Consider the following 16346-nt stretch of genomic DNA (forward strand, 5'->3'; position numbering starts at 1 on the left):
GTCTCACGCACGCAAGCCGTTTCTTCGGCTTGCGTGCTGTCTTCAACGCATCCAGCCATGAAACCGTCCCACCCACGCCAGCAGTTGCTCTGGCTTGCGTGCTTTTTTCCACTCCCCGGCAGCAAACTTGTTGGCTTCGCTGAGGGTGGGGTAGGTGTGGATGGTGCCGAGTATCTTGTTCATGCCGATGCCGTGTTTCATGGCACTCACATATTCGGTGAGCAGGTCGCCAGCATGGGTACCGACTATGGTGGCACCGATGACCTTGTCCTTGCCGGGCATGGTGAGCACCTTGACCCAACCCTGGGCATCGCCGTCGGCAATGGCGCGGTCCAGGTCGTCGATGCCGTAGCGGGTGACTTCGTAGTCGATGTTCTGGGCCTTTGCTTCGGCTTCGCTCAGGCCGACCCGGGCCACTTCCGGGTCGGTGAACGTGGCCCAGGGGATGACACGGTAGTCGACGCGGAATTTCTTCAGCTTGCCGAACAGGGCATTCACGGCGGCAAACCAGGCCATGTGGGCGGCCGTATGGGTGAACTGGTAGGGGCCGGCCACATCGCCCACGGCATGGATGTTGGGGAAGTTGGTGCGCAGGTAGGCGTCCACGGCGACGGTGCCCCGCGCGCTGATCTCGACGCCGAGTTCCTCCAGCCCATAGCCGGTCACATTGGCCTGGCGGCCCACGGCGACCAGAATCCGGTCGAACGGTATGCGCTTTTCGCCGCCATCGGCCTCGCAGATCAGTTCCGCCTGGCCGTTGCTGACCACCACCTCGGTGGCCTTGTGCTGGGTGAGCACTTCGATGCCTTCCTGCGTGAATACATTCTGGACATGCGCTGACACCTCGGTGTCTTCGCGCGGCAGGATGCGTTCACCCATTTCCACCTGTGTCACCTGGCTGCCGAGGCGGGCAAAGGCCTGGGTCAGCTCGCTGCCGATGGGCCCGCCGCCCAGCACCACCAGGCGCTTGGGCTGTTCCTTCAGGTCCCAGAGGTTGTCGGAGGTCAGGTAGTCGACCTGATCCAGCCCCTTGATGGGCGGCACCAAGGGTCGCGCGCCAGTGGCCAGAATGATGTTTCTGGTGGTCAGGGTCTGGCCGTTGACCTCCACTTCCCAGGGCGAGCGGATAAAGGCCTCTCCCTTGATCACGTTGACGCCCAGACCGGTGTAGCGCTCGACGGAATCATGCGGTTCGATGGTCTTGATGGCCTGGTGAACATGGTTCATGACGGCACCGAAATCCACCTCGGGTTCCACGGCCTTGAGGCCGAAGCGGTCGGCGTGGCGCATCTCCTTTGCCACCTTGCCGGCGCGAATCAGCGCCTTGCTGGGCACGCAGCCGGTGTTCAGGCAGTCGCCGCCCATGGCGTTCTTTTCGATCAGGGTGACTTTCGCCTTCACGGTTGCAGCGATGTAAGCACTGACCAACCCGCCGGAGCCGGCGCCGATCACGATCAGGTTGTTGTCGAAGTGGCGCGGCCTGGTGAAGCCTTTGTAGACCTTGCGTGCCTGCATGAAATCCACCGTTTTCTTGGCTATAAGCGGGAAAATACCCAGCAGCGCAAAGGACAGTAACAGCTGGGGTGAACCAATGTCGCCGACTGTCTCGATGGCAGCGATCTGGGTGCCGGCATTCACATAGACGGCTGTGCCCGCCAGCATGCCCACCTGGCTGACCCAGTAGAAGGTCCAGGTCTTCATCTTGGTCAGACCCATCAGCAAATTGATGATGAAGAACGGGAAGATGGGCACCAGGCGCAATGTGAACAGGTAGAAGGGGCCGTCCTTGTTGACGCCGGCGTTGATGGCTTCGAATTGTTTGCGGAATCGGGCCTCGATGCTGTCTCTGAGAATGAAGCGGCTGACCAGAAAGGCCAGGGTGGCGCCGATGGAGCTGGCGAAAGATACAATCAGCAGGCCCAGTGGCAGACCGAATATGGCCCCGCCGGCCAGTGTCATGATGGTGGCACCAGGCAGCGACAGCGCTGCGACTGCGACATAGACAACGAAGTAGAAGCTGATGGTCAGCAACTGGTTGTTCTGATAGAAGGTCTGAAAACTGGTCTGCTGCTGTTGCAGAAAATCCAGGTTGAAATACTGGCCCAGGCCAAGCAACCAGTAGGCAGCGAACAGTGCCACAATGACAGCCAGCAACAGCAGTTTGGTTTTCATGCAGTATCCCTTGTAGGTCCGGTCAGACAATGTAGTTACCGGCTGATTGGAAGGGTATTACAGCAGAAAGTTCCGAGCAGATGTCATCAATGCTGTTCAGACCCCAAATTCGGCCCGGTACGCTTCCACTGCAGGCAGGTGCTGCTTCAGGTCCGGACTGCGGGCCAGGTAGTCCATCAGGTTGTCGAGTGTGATGATCGCTACCACGGGCACGGCGTACTCGGCCTGAATCTCCTGAATGGCTGAATGCTTGCCCTGGCCGCGTTCCTGCCGGTCCAGTGCCACGCTGACACCACACAGGCTGGCCTGCGGATGCGACTCCAGAATGGTCATGACTTCGCGAATGGCAGTACCGGCGGTGATCACATCATCGATGATCAGGGTGCGCCCCTGCAGGTCGGCGCCGACCAGGTTGCCGCCTTCGCCGTGGTCCTTCTTCTCCTTGCGGTTGAAGACATAGGGCAGGTCGATGCCATGGTTGCGGTACAGGGCAACGGCGGTGGCACTGGCCAGCGGGATGCCCTTGTAGGCCGGGCCGAACAGCAGCTCCGGGTTGATCTCGGAGCGCACCAGAGCATCGGCGTAGCAGTCACCCAGGCGCGCCAGGTCGGCGCCGGTGCGAAACAGGCCGGCATTGAAGAAATAGGGGCTGGTGCGGCCGGACTTTAGCGTAAATTCACCGAATTTCAGCACGCCTCGGTTCAGGGCCAGTTCGATGAAATTGCGCTGGTAATCATGCATGTTGAGGTCCCGGGGATTGAAAATGAGGAATTGCGCCGCATTATAGCGGTCTCAAGCGAGTTTTTCCGCCCCAAGTGCTGTGACAATTGCACCACCGCACCTTACAATACGGGGCAGGGTCAGCTCGGCTTCACTCCGGGCTTCCCGACAGCGGTAGCGGGCCGCCCGGTCCGTCGGAACAGGAACGTCGACAGACGTGAATATCACGTCTCTGGGAAGGTTATGAAGATCGTTACTATCAACGTTAATGGCCTGATCAATGCAGCCGATCGCGGTTTTCTGCATTGGTTGGAGCACTCTGATGTTGATGTGGTCTGTATTCAGGACCTTCGTATCAAGGAGAAGGATATTCCCGAAAGCCTGCTGGAAGTGCCCGGCTATTTCGGCTTCTTCTTTGATGCCGATGACCCGGAAATGGGCGGCGTGGGCATCTACACCCGCGAAATGCCCAAGGCGATCATTCGTGGCCTGGGTGTACCCCAGGTTGATATGGAAGGTCGTTTCCTGCAGGCCGACTTTGACCGGTTCAGTGTCTGTTCGGTGCTGTTTCCGCGCGCCACGGATGAAGACGAACAGGAACTCAAGTTCCAGTTCATGGATGCCTTCGGCAACCATCTGAAGAAAACCCGGCGCAAGCGGCGGGAATTCATCTTTGCCGGTACCTTCCACATTGCCCATCGCACCATTGATCTGGGCAACTGGCAGGAATATCAGCGCACCTCTGGCTTTCTGCCCGAAGAACGCGCCTGGATGGATCAGATGCTGGGCCCCATGGGCTATATCGATGCGTTCCGTCTGATCAATCGCAAGGATCGCCAGCACACCTGGTGGCCCTATGACGAGGCACAGCGCAATGGCCAGCGGCTGGACTACCAGATTCTGACGCCGAACCTGGCCGACTATGTCTTTGATGCGCGTATCATTACCGAGCCGAGAATATCGCCGCACTGCATGGTCGAAGTCGAGTACGATTTTGATTGAAAATCGCCATCTGCTCTTCCAGAATAGCGCGCCCTGATACCCCCTGACGAGTGGAGGCCCCCGTCATGGACAAGCTGCGTCTGCATGGCTTCAACAACCTGACCAAATCGCTCAGCTTCAACATCTACGACATCAGCTACGCGAAGACGGAACAGCATCGTCAGGAATACATCGCCTATATCGATGAGCTGTACAACGCTGATCGTCTGACCGATATCCTGACCCAGGTGACCGACATCATCGGCGCCAATGTGCTGAATATTGCGCGCCAGGACTATGAACCGGAAGGCGCCAGTGTGACCATCCTGATCGCCGAACATCCGGTGGCCCCCGAACCTGAGGAGCTGTCCACCGGCCCCGGGCCGCTGCCGGAATCCGTGGTGGGGCACCTCGACAAGAGCCATATCACGGTGCATACCTACCCGGAAAGCCACCCCGACAACGGCATCAGCACCTTTCGCGCTGACATCGATGTTTCTACCTGTGGCGTGATTTCACCGCTGAAGGCGCTGAATTTCCTGATTCATTCGTTTGATTCGGATGTGGTCATCATGGACTACCGCGTGCGCGGCTTTACCCGCATGGAAGACGGGCAGAAGATCTACATCGACCACGAGATCAACTCGATCCAGAACTACATCGATGAAGGCACCAAGGACCAGTACGAAATGATCGACGTGAACGTCTATCAGGAGCACATCTTCCACACCAAGATGATGCTCAAGCAGATGGAACTGGAACACTATCTGTTCGGGGCCGGCACCGACGAGTTCGGTGCGGCAGAACTGGAAGACATCCAGTATCGGCTCAGCAAGGAAATGCAGGAGATCTTCTACTCCCGCAACATGATGCCCAGCAAACCGGTCTCGAAGAAGTAGCGCCAGCGGCGGTCAGTCCACCGTCTTCATGATCTCTCCGACCAGGTCGTGCATGGTGATCAGGCCCGACAGGTCGTTGTTGTTGCATACCAGCACCCGCTTGACCCCGTAATCGGTCATCAGGCGGGCCACATAGCGCACATCCAGATCCTCGCCCACACTCAGTACCGGCTTGGTATAGACGTCATAGACGTTGATCAGGTCAATGTCTCCGCTCTCTGCAGAGATGGTTTTCACGATGGTCGAATAGGTGATCATGCCGTAGGCGTCGTTGGCATGACGCTTGTCGACCACCAGGCATTTGATGCCGTTTTTCTTCATCAGGCTGATGGCCTGGCGCAGGGTCGCGGTGCAGGAAATGGTAACGACATCGCGCACCATGATTTCTTTGGCAAGCATGAGTAGTGTCCTGTTCAGAGTTCGTCTTTGATCTGTTCTTCAAACTGGGCGACCTGGTTGAGGTCGATGCCCCCAATGTGGTCGATGGCCGAGGTGAAAACCACACCCTTGGAGGTGCCGTCCTCGGTCAGCAGAGCCTGCAATCGTTTCAGTACCCGCAGCGACAGCCGGCGCTCCAGTACCGCCAGCAACACACTCTGGCTGCCTTCATAGGTCAGGCCGAAAAACGACTTGCGCTCCTCTGTGCCGATGCCACGACCGGAGATCAGCGTCATGCCGCAGGCACCCTCCTCCTTGGCAGTGTCGATGGCCCGGTCTTCCAGGTCGTCGGGTACAATGGCAACCAGCGCGGAAAATTTCATGTTGAGGGTCTCCTCAGTTTGGCCAGGGCATCCACGCCGATGGCGTAGAGCATGACGGTTACAATAGGGAATATGGACGCAAACGCAATCAGGCCGAAGCCATCGATCAGCACACTGCGGCCATCAATCTGCGAGGCCAGGCCAATGCCCAGCGCCGTCACCAGTGGCACGGTCACTTCCGAGGTGGTCACCCCGCCCAGATCAAAGGCCAGCGCCACAATGTACTTGGGTGACAGAATCAGCAGCACGATCACCAGCAGATAGCCGCCCATGATGTAGTGGTGAATCGAATCGCCACTGATGATGCGGTGCACGCCTATGGTGATGCCGATGGCCACGCCGAGTGCCACAATCAGGCGGATCACCGAGCCTTTCAGTCTCCCCGGTGCGGCTTCTTCCGCCTGCTTGCCGACGGCGATCAGCGCCGGTTCGGCCATGGTGGTGGCGAAACCGATACAGAACGCGAACAGATAGACGAAGAACCAGTTGTCCCGTTGAATCAGCTGTTCGGCCATGCTCTCGCCAATCGGGAACAGGCCCATCTTGAGCCCGACCACAAAAGCATAGAGCCCGAAGATAACCATGCCGAAGCCGACGATCAGCTTGCGTGGTCGGTTCAGAGGCCGCCGCAGCACCAGGTACTGGAAGAACAGAATAACCAGCAGAATCGGCAATACGTCGCGCAGCATGGTGGCCAGGTCGAGCAGCATCTGTACCAGCGGATGCAGTGCCTCGATGCCATTGTCAGCCAGCTGTACCGATTCGGTTTCGCCGACCGAATACACCACGATGCCATAAAGCTGCACACTGATCATGGGCACCATCACGGCCAGTGCCACCAGACCGAAACCATCAATCAGCGGATTGCGGCCGCGTATCGAGGTGGCCAGGCCGATGCCGATGGCGGCAATCAGCGGCACGGTGACAATGTTGGTGGTTACACCGCCCGAATCATAGGCCAGCCCGACGATTTCCTCGGGCGCAAACCAGGTGACCATGACCACGGTCACATAGCCGGCAATCAGGTACCAGTGGATGGGGTGGCCCAGGATGATGCGCAGCACACCGAGTGCCATTACAGCACCGACAGACAGTGCCACCACCAAACGCAAGGTCAATGCATTCACCCGGCCGTCGCTGATCAGTGCGGCCTGGTCGGCAACGGCGATCAGGGCCGGCTCGGCAATCACGGCAGAAAAACCGATGGCAAAGCCGAACCCCATCAGTATGAACACCGACCCCTGACGCGCAAACTGGTTGGCCAGGCTCTTGCCGATCGGGAAAACCCCCAGCTCCAGCCCCTGCAGAAACAGCGCCACACCCACGGCCACAATCAGCAGACCGAGTGCCATGCTCAGCAGGTTGTCGGGCACCTGCTGCAGAATGAAGGCCTGAAAGACAGCCACGACAACAATGATGGGCAGCAGGTTGCGCCCAGCGTGCAGAAAGGCGTGCCAGAGTTCGCGCAGGGTGCTCAGGATGGCGTCAGAATCTCCGTTGTTGTCTTGCTAGATCTGCAGTGGCGATTGCAGCAGGGTCGCACCCAGATCCAGGCGGACCGGGTCGCCCGGCCCTTCGACGATCACACCGCTGTCTTCCAGGCGGATATCCTTCAGTGGTACCTGAGCCTGATCCCGCAGTTGGTAGACCAGCCGCACAATGGAGGGCTTGCGCTGTTCGTTGTGGCGCATCACCAGACCGATATAGCCGTTGCTGAGCCGCACCGGCGCCCCCGGTGGGTACAGGCCCTGGACCATGATGGTCCGCTTGACCAGAGTGCTGTCCAGTTGCTCGGGCGCACTGAGCGCTCTCTTGTAGGCAATGGCAGGGTGATAGTACACATCTTCCCGATACTGATGTGATGCGGTATCGATTACATCCAGTACGGCTGCCAGCTTGCCCATGGGGTCCAGCTCTTCACCACTGGCGCCAGCGGGCAGGCCACTGCCGTCCAGACGTTCCCAGCACTGGCTGACAATGGTGGCTGCCACGTTGGGGGCGTCGTTATTGGCCATCAGTGAACGGGCCAGGTCATTGATCTGCCTTCTCAGTTCGTGGCGTTTGTCGGCGCTGACTTCGACCCCGGTTTCCTTCTCGCCGTCCGGCAGCAGGGCTCGGGGTACGTCATGGCACAGACCTGCGAAGATCAGATCCCGGATCTGATCAGCCTCCATGCCCTTGTCCAGATGCCGGGCCTGATCGGCCAGCAGCAGCGCAAAGCCGACCGGGTGCTCAAAGAGAAAGTCTGTGGTGCTGCGAATATGGGAATGCAGCAGCACGGCCTGACGATCCTGCTGCAACGCGGTGGCCAGTTGCTGGGCAGCATCCTGCAATTCGTCTATGGGCAGGCCCTGCTGCAACCGAACGCTGCCGATCAATGATTTGACAGCCGTCACACCGGTATTGAGCAGGCCACGCACATCCAGTTTCTCGGGCTCGGCGGTCTGGCGTCGGCGCTGACGTGCTTCGCGCGCCCGCTTTTCTTCCTCTGCCCGTGGTTTGATGCGGCCGGCCTGGCCGTTGCTGCCATCCAGGGCGGCAATATCGTCATCCTGTTCCGGCGGCAGAAACAGCGGTGGGATACCCTCTACCGCACCGCCGTGTTTGCTGAAGTTGATGAAGTCACGCTGCAGGTCGGTGACCACACGCGAGATTTCACGCTCCTTGTGTGTGTCCAGTTGTTCGAACTGACAGCCGCACTTGGTAAAGCCGCCTTTCTTGTTGTAGCCGACAAAACGCAGTTCTGCCTTCAATACCAGCGAGGTGGCATTGGGAAAATAGAGCTTGATGGGAATGGCGGTGGTATGAGCTTTCAGGACTTCTTCATGGTCACCCGGTACCTGCACCTGACAGCCCTCGGCCGACATGTCGCGCAACAGGCCGCTGACCACACGCCGGTTGATATCGAGCATGCGCACCGGAATCTCCAGTGAGTGACGGACCTGAGCGCGGAATGAAGCCCGCCGCTGCAGGTAGTAGATTTCCGGCGGGAAGGTGACGCGGTAGACCACGTCATCTCCGTTTTTCATGGCCTTGACCTTCAGGCCCTTGGCGCGGATCTGGCAGCCATCATGGTAGGTCTCCAGAGTCAGCAGCCCGCCTTCCTGCATGAGGCGATTGTCCTGCTTGGGCATTACTTCATCGAGCACCAGAAAACGGCGCCTTGGGTCGATGTCGACCACGTAAGAGGTCATGGCACGCGAAACACCCGGAAAACGCAGGGTCACCGGTGACAGCTTGTCTTTGACGCGCATGAACAGTCGGTTGATCTCGCCCGGCGAATGTATGAATTCGCCTTCAACGTCGTTGCTCTCGCGGTCGTCGGTTTGTCCCTCCACGGCGTCCTCTACCTCACTTCATCGCTTGCGCTGTCTGGACTGTGACATTGTTAACGGCCAGATCGGCGCAAACTGTACGTCGGGCCCGGTCGGCACGGGTCAGGATTCACGCAGTTTGCGGCGAACATCCATCAGAATACGGCCATAGTGATTGTGTCCACGCTGGTCACGCCCTCGGCCCCAGAAATAATCGTACTGCGACATTTCCCGAATGGGCTTGTCCCCGGTATCCAGCAGGGCGGTCGTGAAATCACCATACTGCTGCAACTGGATATAAAGCGCCCGGGTCATCATCACCAGCCGGACCTGCTTCCAGTCTGGCCGCGGTCGTTTGAGCCAGCCCCGGCCAATCTTGCGCGCGGCCTTGGCATCCGGCGCCTGCAATATGTCCTGAAAGCGGGGGCGTCCGGGATACTTCATGGCCTGATAATAGTGTTCGGCCGTAGGCCATTCGTACCCGTCCAGCTCAAAAGGCCGAGACCCGGTGCAGCCCAGAGGATCTTCCGGGTCCAGTCGCCAGACCTGAACAAAGGTATGTTCGGGTTCCGGTGATTCGAACAGTGGCATACTGCAGTTCACATTATGGCTTTATTCAGCGTACGAGTGTACCCCGAGCGGCCGCCCGGGGCGAGTGTTTCAGGATTTGGGATGGCTGACCGACCAGGCGCCGGGGTGGCGCCTTTGACGTCAGTGCAGCGGGCATTTACTCGCCGGGGAAGAAGTCGAGGTCTTCCAGGTTTCCGGTGACGGCAGTCGCCACATTGCCCAGGTGGGAGGCCACGCGCTTGTAGTGTCGGGCCAGCAGCGAGTAGGCCACCGCTTCGTGGAACTCGACCGGTTCGTCTTCATTGAGCAGGGATACCACCAGCTTGTCGCACTGGTGGCGCACATCCAGCACCCGGTGAATGACGGCACGGGCTCTGTCTTCGTCGGAGTCCTTGGTGGCCTGGCTGAGCTCCCCGAACATGTCGTAGATCTCGTCCGAGATGGCATCCAGAGGTTCCTGATAGCGCGCCACATGGAAGCCCTGCGTATAAAAGGTGCCGACCTCGAATACGTTCTTGCAGTAATCGCCGATGCGCTCCGCATCCTTGGCCACGCTCATCAGCGCCAGGCCGATGGCGACATCATGGCCCGGGTTGACGGTCAGATGGCGCATGACCTTGCGGCGGATGGACCGCTCCAGATCATTGATGGCACGATCGCGGTCGTACAGGGGTTGCTTGACCTCTTCCACCGGCACGGTGCTGAACAGCACGGCGTTGGCCCGGTCAAACATCCAGGCTCCGTGCTCGAGCATCTGAGTCAGGTCCTCGAACGCGCGATCCAGCGTGTTCTCGGAAGTCAGTGCACTGTAGAGTTGTCGAAACATGAAGAAAACCTCAATTTGAGTCTGCGCTCACTACAGACGAATCAGCATTTCAGTAATGGTAATACCCAGCAGCGGAATAACAACGAATACACCGAGCAGGAAGCCGAACGCATAGACGGCCTTGCGTGCTGCCAGCTTGCCGTACCAGGTGGCGATCCGCATGGGCAGCTTGCGCAGCGGCCACCAGATGGCAGTACCGGTCAGGTTGAAGATGACATGAAACAGAGCCACCGTCATGGCCGCAGCAATGGGGTTGGCGGTAGCGGCCAGAATACTGGTCACGGTGGTGCCCAGATTGGCCCCCATCATGAACGGCAGCACCCGGCGAATGCGCACTATGCCTGCACCGGCCAGCGGTACCATCAGGCTGCTGGTAATGGTGCTGGACTGCACCAGCACGGTGGACACCACGCCGATCACATAGGACCGCAGGTCGGTCTTGAAGAAGTAGGTTCTGAACAGCCCATCCATGTGCCGCAGCAGCGCACCGCGCAGGTTCTTCACCATCATGACCAGGGAGATGAACATCAGCAGCAGACCGAGACCGGCCACCAGCAAACCGGCGGCGGCAGTTGTCGGCATCAGCCAGGCGCCCAGGTTGTCAAAACCGTAGACCAGCGGGCGGGTAATGACCCTGATCGGGCTGTCCGGCCGCGCGACTTCTTCCAGGCCAATGACATTGGCCAGGCTGGCTGCCAGTTGTGAAAAAATGCCGCGCCCGGACTCGTGCAGGGCGCCGGTAATCAGCTCGATCGGGAACACCACAAACACGGTGAGTATATTGAACAGGTCGTGCAGCAGGGCGGCGGTAAAGGAGCGGCGGAAATTGCGTTTGATGCGGATGTTGGCCAAAGCCACGATCACGCCCGTCACTGCGGTGCCGATGTTGGCCCCCATGATGGCGAAGACGGCCGTACCCAGCGTCATTTCACCCGTGGCCACCAGGGTCACAATCAGCGCCGAGGTAAAGGAGGAGCTCTGCACGATCATGGTGACGAACACGCCCGCCATCAGTGCGATGAAGGGGTTCTGCCCGTAGGCAAACAGCCGTTCCAGAAAGTCGCTTTCGCCGCCGAAAGTGCCGAGACCCGAGCCCAGAATGTTCAGGGCCGCCAGGAACAGATACAGACAGAGCCCGGCGTAGATGCCACGCATCCAGGCTGGGGTTTCCCGGCTACGTTGGCGGCGGATCAGGGCGAACTTTCCAGATTGCGTTCGCGAGGGTTCAACAGACATCTAATTCCTGCCCTGTGACTGGGAAGCGCGGTCAAAAAGTTGCGGTATGATGACACTAATGTGACAACGCGGCTACCCTAGCGCCCCTGTGTGACAGTTTTGTGACAGGCTGTCATATCAGTGAATATTCAGGCGGTCACAGAGCTGCAGATTGATCTCTGCCTGGTTCATGGAATAGAAGTGCAGACCGGGCGCACCATTGCTCAGGAGGTCCTCGCACAGGCGTGATACCACATCCAGTCCGAAGGCCCGAATGCTGTCGGCATCGTCGGCGTAGGCTTCCAGTTGCCTGCGCATCCAGCGCGGTATTTCGGCCCCGCACGAATCGCTGAAGCGGGCCAGTTTGCTGTAGTTGGTGATCGGCATGATGCCCGGCACAATCGGAATATTGCAGCCCAGCGCCCGTACCTTCTCGACAAAGTGGAAGTAGGCTTCTGCATTGTAGAAATACTGGGTGATGGCCGAGTCCGCACCCTGTTCGGCCTTGTGCACGAAATTGCGGATGTCGGCATCCAGGCTGGCGGCCTGCGGATGCATCTCCGGGTAGGCAGCCACCTCCAGATGGAAGGCATCGCCATAGTGCTCGCGAATGAACGCGACCAGGTCGCTGGCATAGCGGAAATCACCGCCGGTGGAGCCCCCCATGCCGGAGGGCAGATCACCGCGCAGAGTGACGATGCGCTTGACGCCGTGCGCCTTGTAGCGCTGCAGCAGGTAGTGCAGCGTGTCCGCAGTGGAACCGATGCAGCTCAGGTGCGGCGCCGTGGGAATGCCCTTGGCATGCAGGCCCAGCACGGTGTTGATGGTCCGCTCCTGCGTCGAGCCGCCGGCACCATAGGTGACGGAGAAGAACTCCGGATGGCGCTCGCTGAGGGCGTCATGGACCTTGTCCAGCTTCGCCAGCCCTTCTTCCGTCTTGGGCGGGAAAAACTCGAAGCTGATGGGGGTTTTCGGGTTCACGGATATAGGTTCCTTGCGTTCAGTGGCTGCTTTCGCGGGTCAACAGTTAACAGTCGACAGTCGACAGTTGACTGCTGCCCGTCCGATGCCTTCGCAGCCGGGATCAGTATTTGTAGTCAGCCGGTTTGAACGGCCCTTCCACCGGCACGTTGATGTACTGGGCCTGCTCCGGTGTCAGCCGGGTGATGACGCCGCCAAAGCCGCGTACCATCTCCGCCGCGACTTCCTCGTCCAGCTTCTTCGGCAGCACCTTCACGTACAGGTTGTCCGACTTCTGGTCGGCCGGCAGGTCGGCAAACTTCTGCTCGAACAGGTACATCTGGGCCAGCACCTGGTTGGCAAAGGAGCCATCCATGATGCGGCTCGGGTGACCCGTCGCATTGCCCAGATTCACCAGCCGGCCCTCGGCCAGCAGAATCAGGAAGTCGTTCTTGTCGTCGCTGCGGTAGATCTTGTGCACCTGCGGCTTGATCTCTTCCCAGCGCCAGTTGTCGCGCATGAATCTGGTATCGATCTCGTTGTCGAAGTGACCGATATTGCACACCACCGCAGTGGGCTTCAGTGCCGCCAGCATGTGCCGGTCACACACATTGGTGTTGCCGGTGGTGGTCACCAGCAGATCTGTATTGCCCAGCACCTCGGTGTTGATGCTGTTGGCCGTGCCATCACTGATGCCGTTGCGGTAGGGAGATACCACCTCGAAGCCGTCCATGCAGGCCTGCATGGCACAGATCGGGTCCACCTCGGTGATCTTGACGATCATGCCTTCCTGCCGCAGCGAGGCTGCCGAGCCCTTGCCCACATCGCCATAACCGATCACCAGTGCCTTCTTGCCCGCCAGCAGGTGGTCGGTGCCGCGCTTGATGGCGTCATTCAGCGAGTGACGGCAACCGTACTTGTTGTCGTTCTTCGACTTGGTGACCGCGTCGTTGACATTGATGGCCGGTACTTTCAGCTCGCCCTTGTTCAGCATGTCCAGCAGACGATGCACACCTGTGGTGGTTTCCTCGGAGATGCCGTGAATCTGGTCCAGCAGCTCGGGGAACTTGCTGTGCACCATCTCGGTCAGGTCACCGCCGTCATCAAGAATCAGGTTGGCGTCCCAGAGGCCCTGGCTGCCCTTGTGATCACGGATGGTCTGCTCAATGCACCACAGGAACTCCTCCTCCGTCTCGCCCTTCCAGGCGAACACCGGGATGCCGGCGGCCGCAATGGCGGCGGCGGCGTGATCCTGCGTCGAGAAGATATTGCACGACGACCAGCGCACTTCGGCGCCCAGATCCACCAGGGTCTCGATCAGCACGGCGGTCTGGATGGTCATGTGAATGCAGCCCATGATGCGCGCGCCTTTCAGCGGCTGCTCGGCACGGTATTTTTCGCGCAGCGCCATCAGTGCCGGCATTTCGGTTTCGGCGATATCGATTTCCGCCCGGCCGTAGTCGGCCAGCGAGATGTCGGCGACCTTGTAGTCGTCGAACTGTTGAGTCTGTGCTGCTGTGGTCATGGTGTTCTACCTTTCATGTATTCGTGAATGTGTCGGGGCCAGGTGTTGTGCCTCATCTGTAGGCTGCGGCCCCAGATCGTGCCTCATTTGTAGGCTGTGGCCCTTGGCCACGCATGCGTGAGCAAGGCTCACAGCCTACAGACGACGCCATATTCTTGTGGCTGCTTTCTTGATGCGTGAGCAAGGCTCACAGCCTACAGCCCCGCCGCGGCGCGCAGCGCCTCGGCCTTGTCTGTCTTTTCCCAGGTAAACTCGGGCAGTTCGCGGCCGAAGTGGCCGTAGGCTGCCGTCTTGCGATAGATCGGTCGGCGCAGATCCAGCATGGCAATGATGCCGCCCGGGCGCAGGTCGAAGTGATCGCGCACAATGGTGGCGATGGTGTCTTCGCTCACCTTGTGGGTGCCGAAGGTGTTGATCGAAATGGAGGTCGGCTCGGCCACACCAATGGCATAGGAGATCTGAATCTCGCACTTGTCGGCCAGGCCGGCCGCGACAATGTTCTTGGCCACATAGCGGCCCGCATAGGCGGCCGAGCGGTCGACCTTGGACGGGTCCTTGCCGGAGAACGCGCCGCCGCCGTGGCGGGCCATACCCCCATAGGTATCGACAATGATCTTGCGTCCGGTCAGGCCGCAGTCACCCACCGGCCCGCCGATAATGAACTGCCCGGTCGGGTTGATGTGGTACAGCGTGTCCTTGTGCAGCCACTCCGCCGGCAGTACCGGCTTCAGGATTTCCTCCATCACGGCTTCACGCAGTTCCGCCTGGCTAATGTCCGGGTCATGCTGGGTCGACAGCACCACGGCATCGACCGCCACCGGCTTGCCGTTTTCGTAGCGCAGCGTGACCTGGCTCTTGGCATCCGGACGCAGCCATTTCAGGGTGCCGTTCTTGCGCAGCTCGGCCTGCTTCTGCACCAGTCGGTGCGAGTAGGTCAGGGCGGCCGGCATCAGCACCTCGGTCTCATTGGTGGCATAGCCGAACATCAGACCCTGGTCACCGGCACCCAGCTCCTTCCGGGATTCGTCGTTCTCGTCCACGCCCATGGCAATGTCGGACGACTGCTTGCCGATCGCGTTCAGCACCGCACAGCTGGCGCCGTCGAAACCGAGATCGGAATCGTCGTAGCCGATGTCCAGAATGACGTCGCGCACGATGTCTTCCAGATCAACATAGGTCGAGGTGCGGACTTCGCCGGCAATAACGGCCATGCCGGTCTTGACCAGGGTTTCCACCGCGACACGGGCCTGGGGGTCATCCTTGATGATGGCATCCAGAATGGCGTCGCTGATCTGATCGGCCATCTTGTCGGGATGGCCCTCGGATACGGATTCGGAGGTAAAAAGGGTGTACTCGCTCATTGCACGCTATCCTTCTGCTTGCTCATTCGGAAGCCTGCCGGCGTGTTTGCGCCACAGCAGGCATTGAACCTGAAAACCATTACGCAGCGCCGTCACACTGTGGCGCTCCAGTGAGAGCCCGGCCTCGGTGGCCCAGGCGTCCAGTTCGGCCTGATCAAAACCCAGCCACTGGTCACCGCAGTGTTCGCGCGCCCAGCCCTGTTCATGTCGACACAGATCAGTCACCAGCAGGTAGCCACCGGACCGCAGCGCGGCACCGGCGCGGCGCAATTCTTCCCCCGGGGTCGGAATGTGGTGCAGCACCATGTTGTAGACCAGCAGGTCGGGGGCCTGGGAATACGTCGTCAGCCACTGTTGCAGATCCCCGTGCAGAAAATGAATCCGCGCGTCGTTCTGATAGCGAGCCCGGGCCTGCTCCAGCAGTTCGGCGGAAATATCGACTGCATCCACACGCTCGAAGCGCTGGCTCAGCGCAGCCAGAAACTCGCCCAGCCCCGGCCCGACCTCCAGTGCGTGCCCGCTGCCGGTATCGACTTCATCCAGCAACGCCAGTGCCTGCTCCGCATATTGCGGATACTCGGCAATCAGATCCTGACGCTCGCGGAAATCGGTGGCATGACGGGCGAAGAAGGCCCGTGCCTGCTCCTGCCGTTCGGCCTCGATGCTCTGCTGCCGGGTCGCCAGATCATCCGGCAGCGACCATTGATCCAGGGTGGCAAACACGGTCTGCACCCAGGGTTCCGGTGCCGGCTGGCGCTGATAGAAGATGGAATTGCCTTCCCGCCGCTGGGTTACCAGGCCGGCGCGCGACAGTATTTTGAGGTGGTGACTCAGGCGCGACTGCTGAATATCCAGCAACTGGCTGAGCTCGAGCACACCGTATGACTGCTGGCGCAGCGCCCGAAGAATCAGCAGGCGCAGCGGGTCGGCCGTGGCCTTGAGGTGCTGCGCCCAGCTGTCATAGGGGGAGGCGTTGGAGGAGGAAATTACCGTCATGGGCCACAGTCTAGTCACCGACCGGGCAGAGTCAAGAACTATATCA

The 16346-nt window shown here is 59.8% G+C and carries 15 protein-coding genes; 2 read left to right on the top strand and 13 right to left on the bottom strand.

Annotated elements, in window-relative coordinates; all coding sequences use genetic code 11:
* Positions 1-42 precede the first annotated feature (42 nt).
* Together E4656_RS15330 and pyrE are read right to left on the bottom strand one after the other, a co-directional pair.
* Complete coding sequence (locus tag E4656_RS15330; RefSeq protein WP_135484168.1) at positions 43-2172, bottom strand: FAD-dependent oxidoreductase; 2130 nt, start codon at positions 2170-2172, stop codon at positions 43-45.
* A gap of 96 nt (positions 2173-2268) precedes the next feature.
* Positions 2269-2913, bottom strand: coding sequence for an orotate phosphoribosyltransferase (gene pyrE, locus E4656_RS15335; RefSeq protein WP_135484169.1), 645 nt, complete (start codon positions 2911-2913; stop codon positions 2269-2271).
* Between the two features lie 222 nt (positions 2914-3135).
* Between pyrE and E4656_RS15340 the strand changes: the two genes are divergently transcribed.
* Positions 3136-3894: an exodeoxyribonuclease III gene (locus tag E4656_RS15340; RefSeq protein WP_135484170.1), complete on the top strand. Its 759-nt coding sequence runs from the start codon at positions 3136-3138 to the stop codon at positions 3892-3894.
* 65 nt (positions 3895-3959) lie between these two features.
* Entirely contained in the window at positions 3960-4772 is an 813-nt protein-coding gene (gene speD, locus E4656_RS15345) for an adenosylmethionine decarboxylase (RefSeq protein ID WP_135484171.1), read from the top strand.
* Positions 4773-4784: 12 nt separating this feature from the next.
* On the opposite strand, the gene E4656_RS15350 is transcribed toward speD, so the two are convergent.
* The 11 genes from E4656_RS15350 to E4656_RS15400 form a co-directional block, all read right to left on the bottom strand.
* Positions 4785-5171 carry a CBS domain-containing protein gene (locus E4656_RS15350; protein ID WP_135484172.1) on the bottom strand — a complete coding sequence of 129 codons (387 nt, stop codon included), beginning with the start codon at positions 5169-5171 and terminating at the stop codon, positions 4785-4787.
* Between the two features lie 14 nt (positions 5172-5185).
* Positions 5186-5533, bottom strand: coding sequence for a transcriptional regulator (locus E4656_RS15355; RefSeq protein ID WP_135484173.1), 348 nt, complete (start codon positions 5531-5533; stop codon positions 5186-5188).
* Complete coding sequence (locus E4656_RS20705; protein WP_338090053.1) at positions 5530-6939, bottom strand: DUF1538 domain-containing protein; 1410 nt, start codon at positions 6937-6939, stop codon at positions 5530-5532. Before E4656_RS20705 ends, E4656_RS15355 begins: the two co-directional genes overlap by 4 nt.
* A gap of 102 nt (positions 6940-7041) precedes the next feature.
* Entirely contained in the window at positions 7042-8871 is a 1830-nt protein-coding gene (locus E4656_RS15365) for a flagellar regulator YcgR PilZN domain-containing protein (RefSeq protein ID WP_135484175.1), read from the bottom strand.
* 99 nt (positions 8872-8970) lie between these two features.
* Complete coding sequence (locus E4656_RS15370; protein ID WP_135484176.1) at positions 8971-9438, bottom strand: NADAR family protein; 468 nt, start codon at positions 9436-9438, stop codon at positions 8971-8973.
* Positions 9439-9574: 136 nt separating this feature from the next.
* A complete protein-coding gene (locus tag E4656_RS15375) occupies positions 9575-10243 on the bottom strand; it encodes a phosphate signaling complex PhoU family protein (protein WP_135484177.1) in 669 nt (222 codons plus the stop codon).
* A gap of 30 nt (positions 10244-10273) precedes the next feature.
* On the bottom strand, positions 10274-11479 hold the full coding sequence (locus E4656_RS15380) for a Na/Pi symporter (protein ID WP_240753996.1): 1206 nt from the start codon (positions 11477-11479) through the stop codon (positions 10274-10276).
* Between the two features lie 117 nt (positions 11480-11596).
* Complete coding sequence (gene metF / locus E4656_RS15385; RefSeq protein WP_420812691.1) at positions 11597-12445, bottom strand: methylenetetrahydrofolate reductase [NAD(P)H]; 849 nt, start codon at positions 12443-12445, stop codon at positions 11597-11599.
* A gap of 97 nt (positions 12446-12542) precedes the next feature.
* Positions 12543-13943 (bottom strand): adenosylhomocysteinase, encoded by a 1401-nt coding sequence (ahcY, locus tag E4656_RS15390; RefSeq protein WP_135484179.1) that lies wholly within the window; start codon positions 13941-13943, stop codon positions 12543-12545.
* Positions 13944-14137: 194 nt separating this feature from the next.
* Positions 14138-15304 (bottom strand): methionine adenosyltransferase, encoded by a 1167-nt coding sequence (gene metK, locus E4656_RS15395; RefSeq protein WP_135484180.1) that lies wholly within the window; start codon positions 15302-15304, stop codon positions 14138-14140.
* 6 nt (positions 15305-15310) lie between these two features.
* Positions 15311-16300: a metalloregulator ArsR/SmtB family transcription factor gene (locus E4656_RS15400; protein WP_135484181.1), complete on the bottom strand. Its 990-nt coding sequence runs from the start codon at positions 16298-16300 to the stop codon at positions 15311-15313.
* Between the last annotated feature and the right edge of the window lie 46 nt (positions 16301-16346).

Source organism: Natronospirillum operosum (assembly GCF_004768465.1).
Lineage (GTDB): Bacteria > Pseudomonadota > Gammaproteobacteria > Pseudomonadales > Natronospirillaceae > Natronospirillum > Natronospirillum operosum.

Coding starts and splice junctions, on each gene's coding strand:
- E4656_RS15350 (WP_135484172.1), bottom strand. CDS start 5,171: ATGCTTGCCAAAGAAATCATGGTGCGCGATGTCGTTACCATTTCCTGC.
- E4656_RS15380 (WP_240753996.1), bottom strand. CDS start 11,479: ATGTCTGTTGAACCCTCGCGAACGCAATCTGGAAAGTTCGCCCTGATC.
- ahcY (WP_135484179.1), bottom strand. CDS start 13,943: ATGACCACAGCAGCACAGACTCAACAGTTCGACGACTACAAGGTCGCC.
- E4656_RS15375 (WP_135484177.1), bottom strand. CDS start 10,243: ATGTTTCGACAACTCTACAGTGCACTGACTTCCGAGAACACGCTGGAT.
- E4656_RS15370 (WP_135484176.1), bottom strand. CDS start 9,438: ATGCCACTGTTCGAATCACCGGAACCCGAACATACCTTTGTTCAGGTC.
- E4656_RS15340 (WP_135484170.1), top strand. CDS start 3,136: ATGAAGATCGTTACTATCAACGTTAATGGCCTGATCAATGCAGCCGAT.
- speD (WP_135484171.1), top strand. CDS start 3,960: ATGGACAAGCTGCGTCTGCATGGCTTCAACAACCTGACCAAATCGCTC.
- pyrE (WP_135484169.1), bottom strand. CDS start 2,913: ATGCATGATTACCAGCGCAATTTCATCGAACTGGCCCTGAACCGAGGC.
- E4656_RS15355 (WP_135484173.1), bottom strand. CDS start 5,533: ATGAAATTTTCCGCGCTGGTTGCCATTGTACCCGACGACCTGGAAGAC.
- E4656_RS15330 (WP_135484168.1), bottom strand. CDS start 2,172: ATGAAAACCAAACTGCTGTTGCTGGCTGTCATTGTGGCACTGTTCGCT.
- E4656_RS15400 (WP_135484181.1), bottom strand. CDS start 16,300: ATGACGGTAATTTCCTCCTCCAACGCCTCCCCCTATGACAGCTGGGCG.
- metK (WP_135484180.1), bottom strand. CDS start 15,304: ATGAGCGAGTACACCCTTTTTACCTCCGAATCCGTATCCGAGGGCCAT.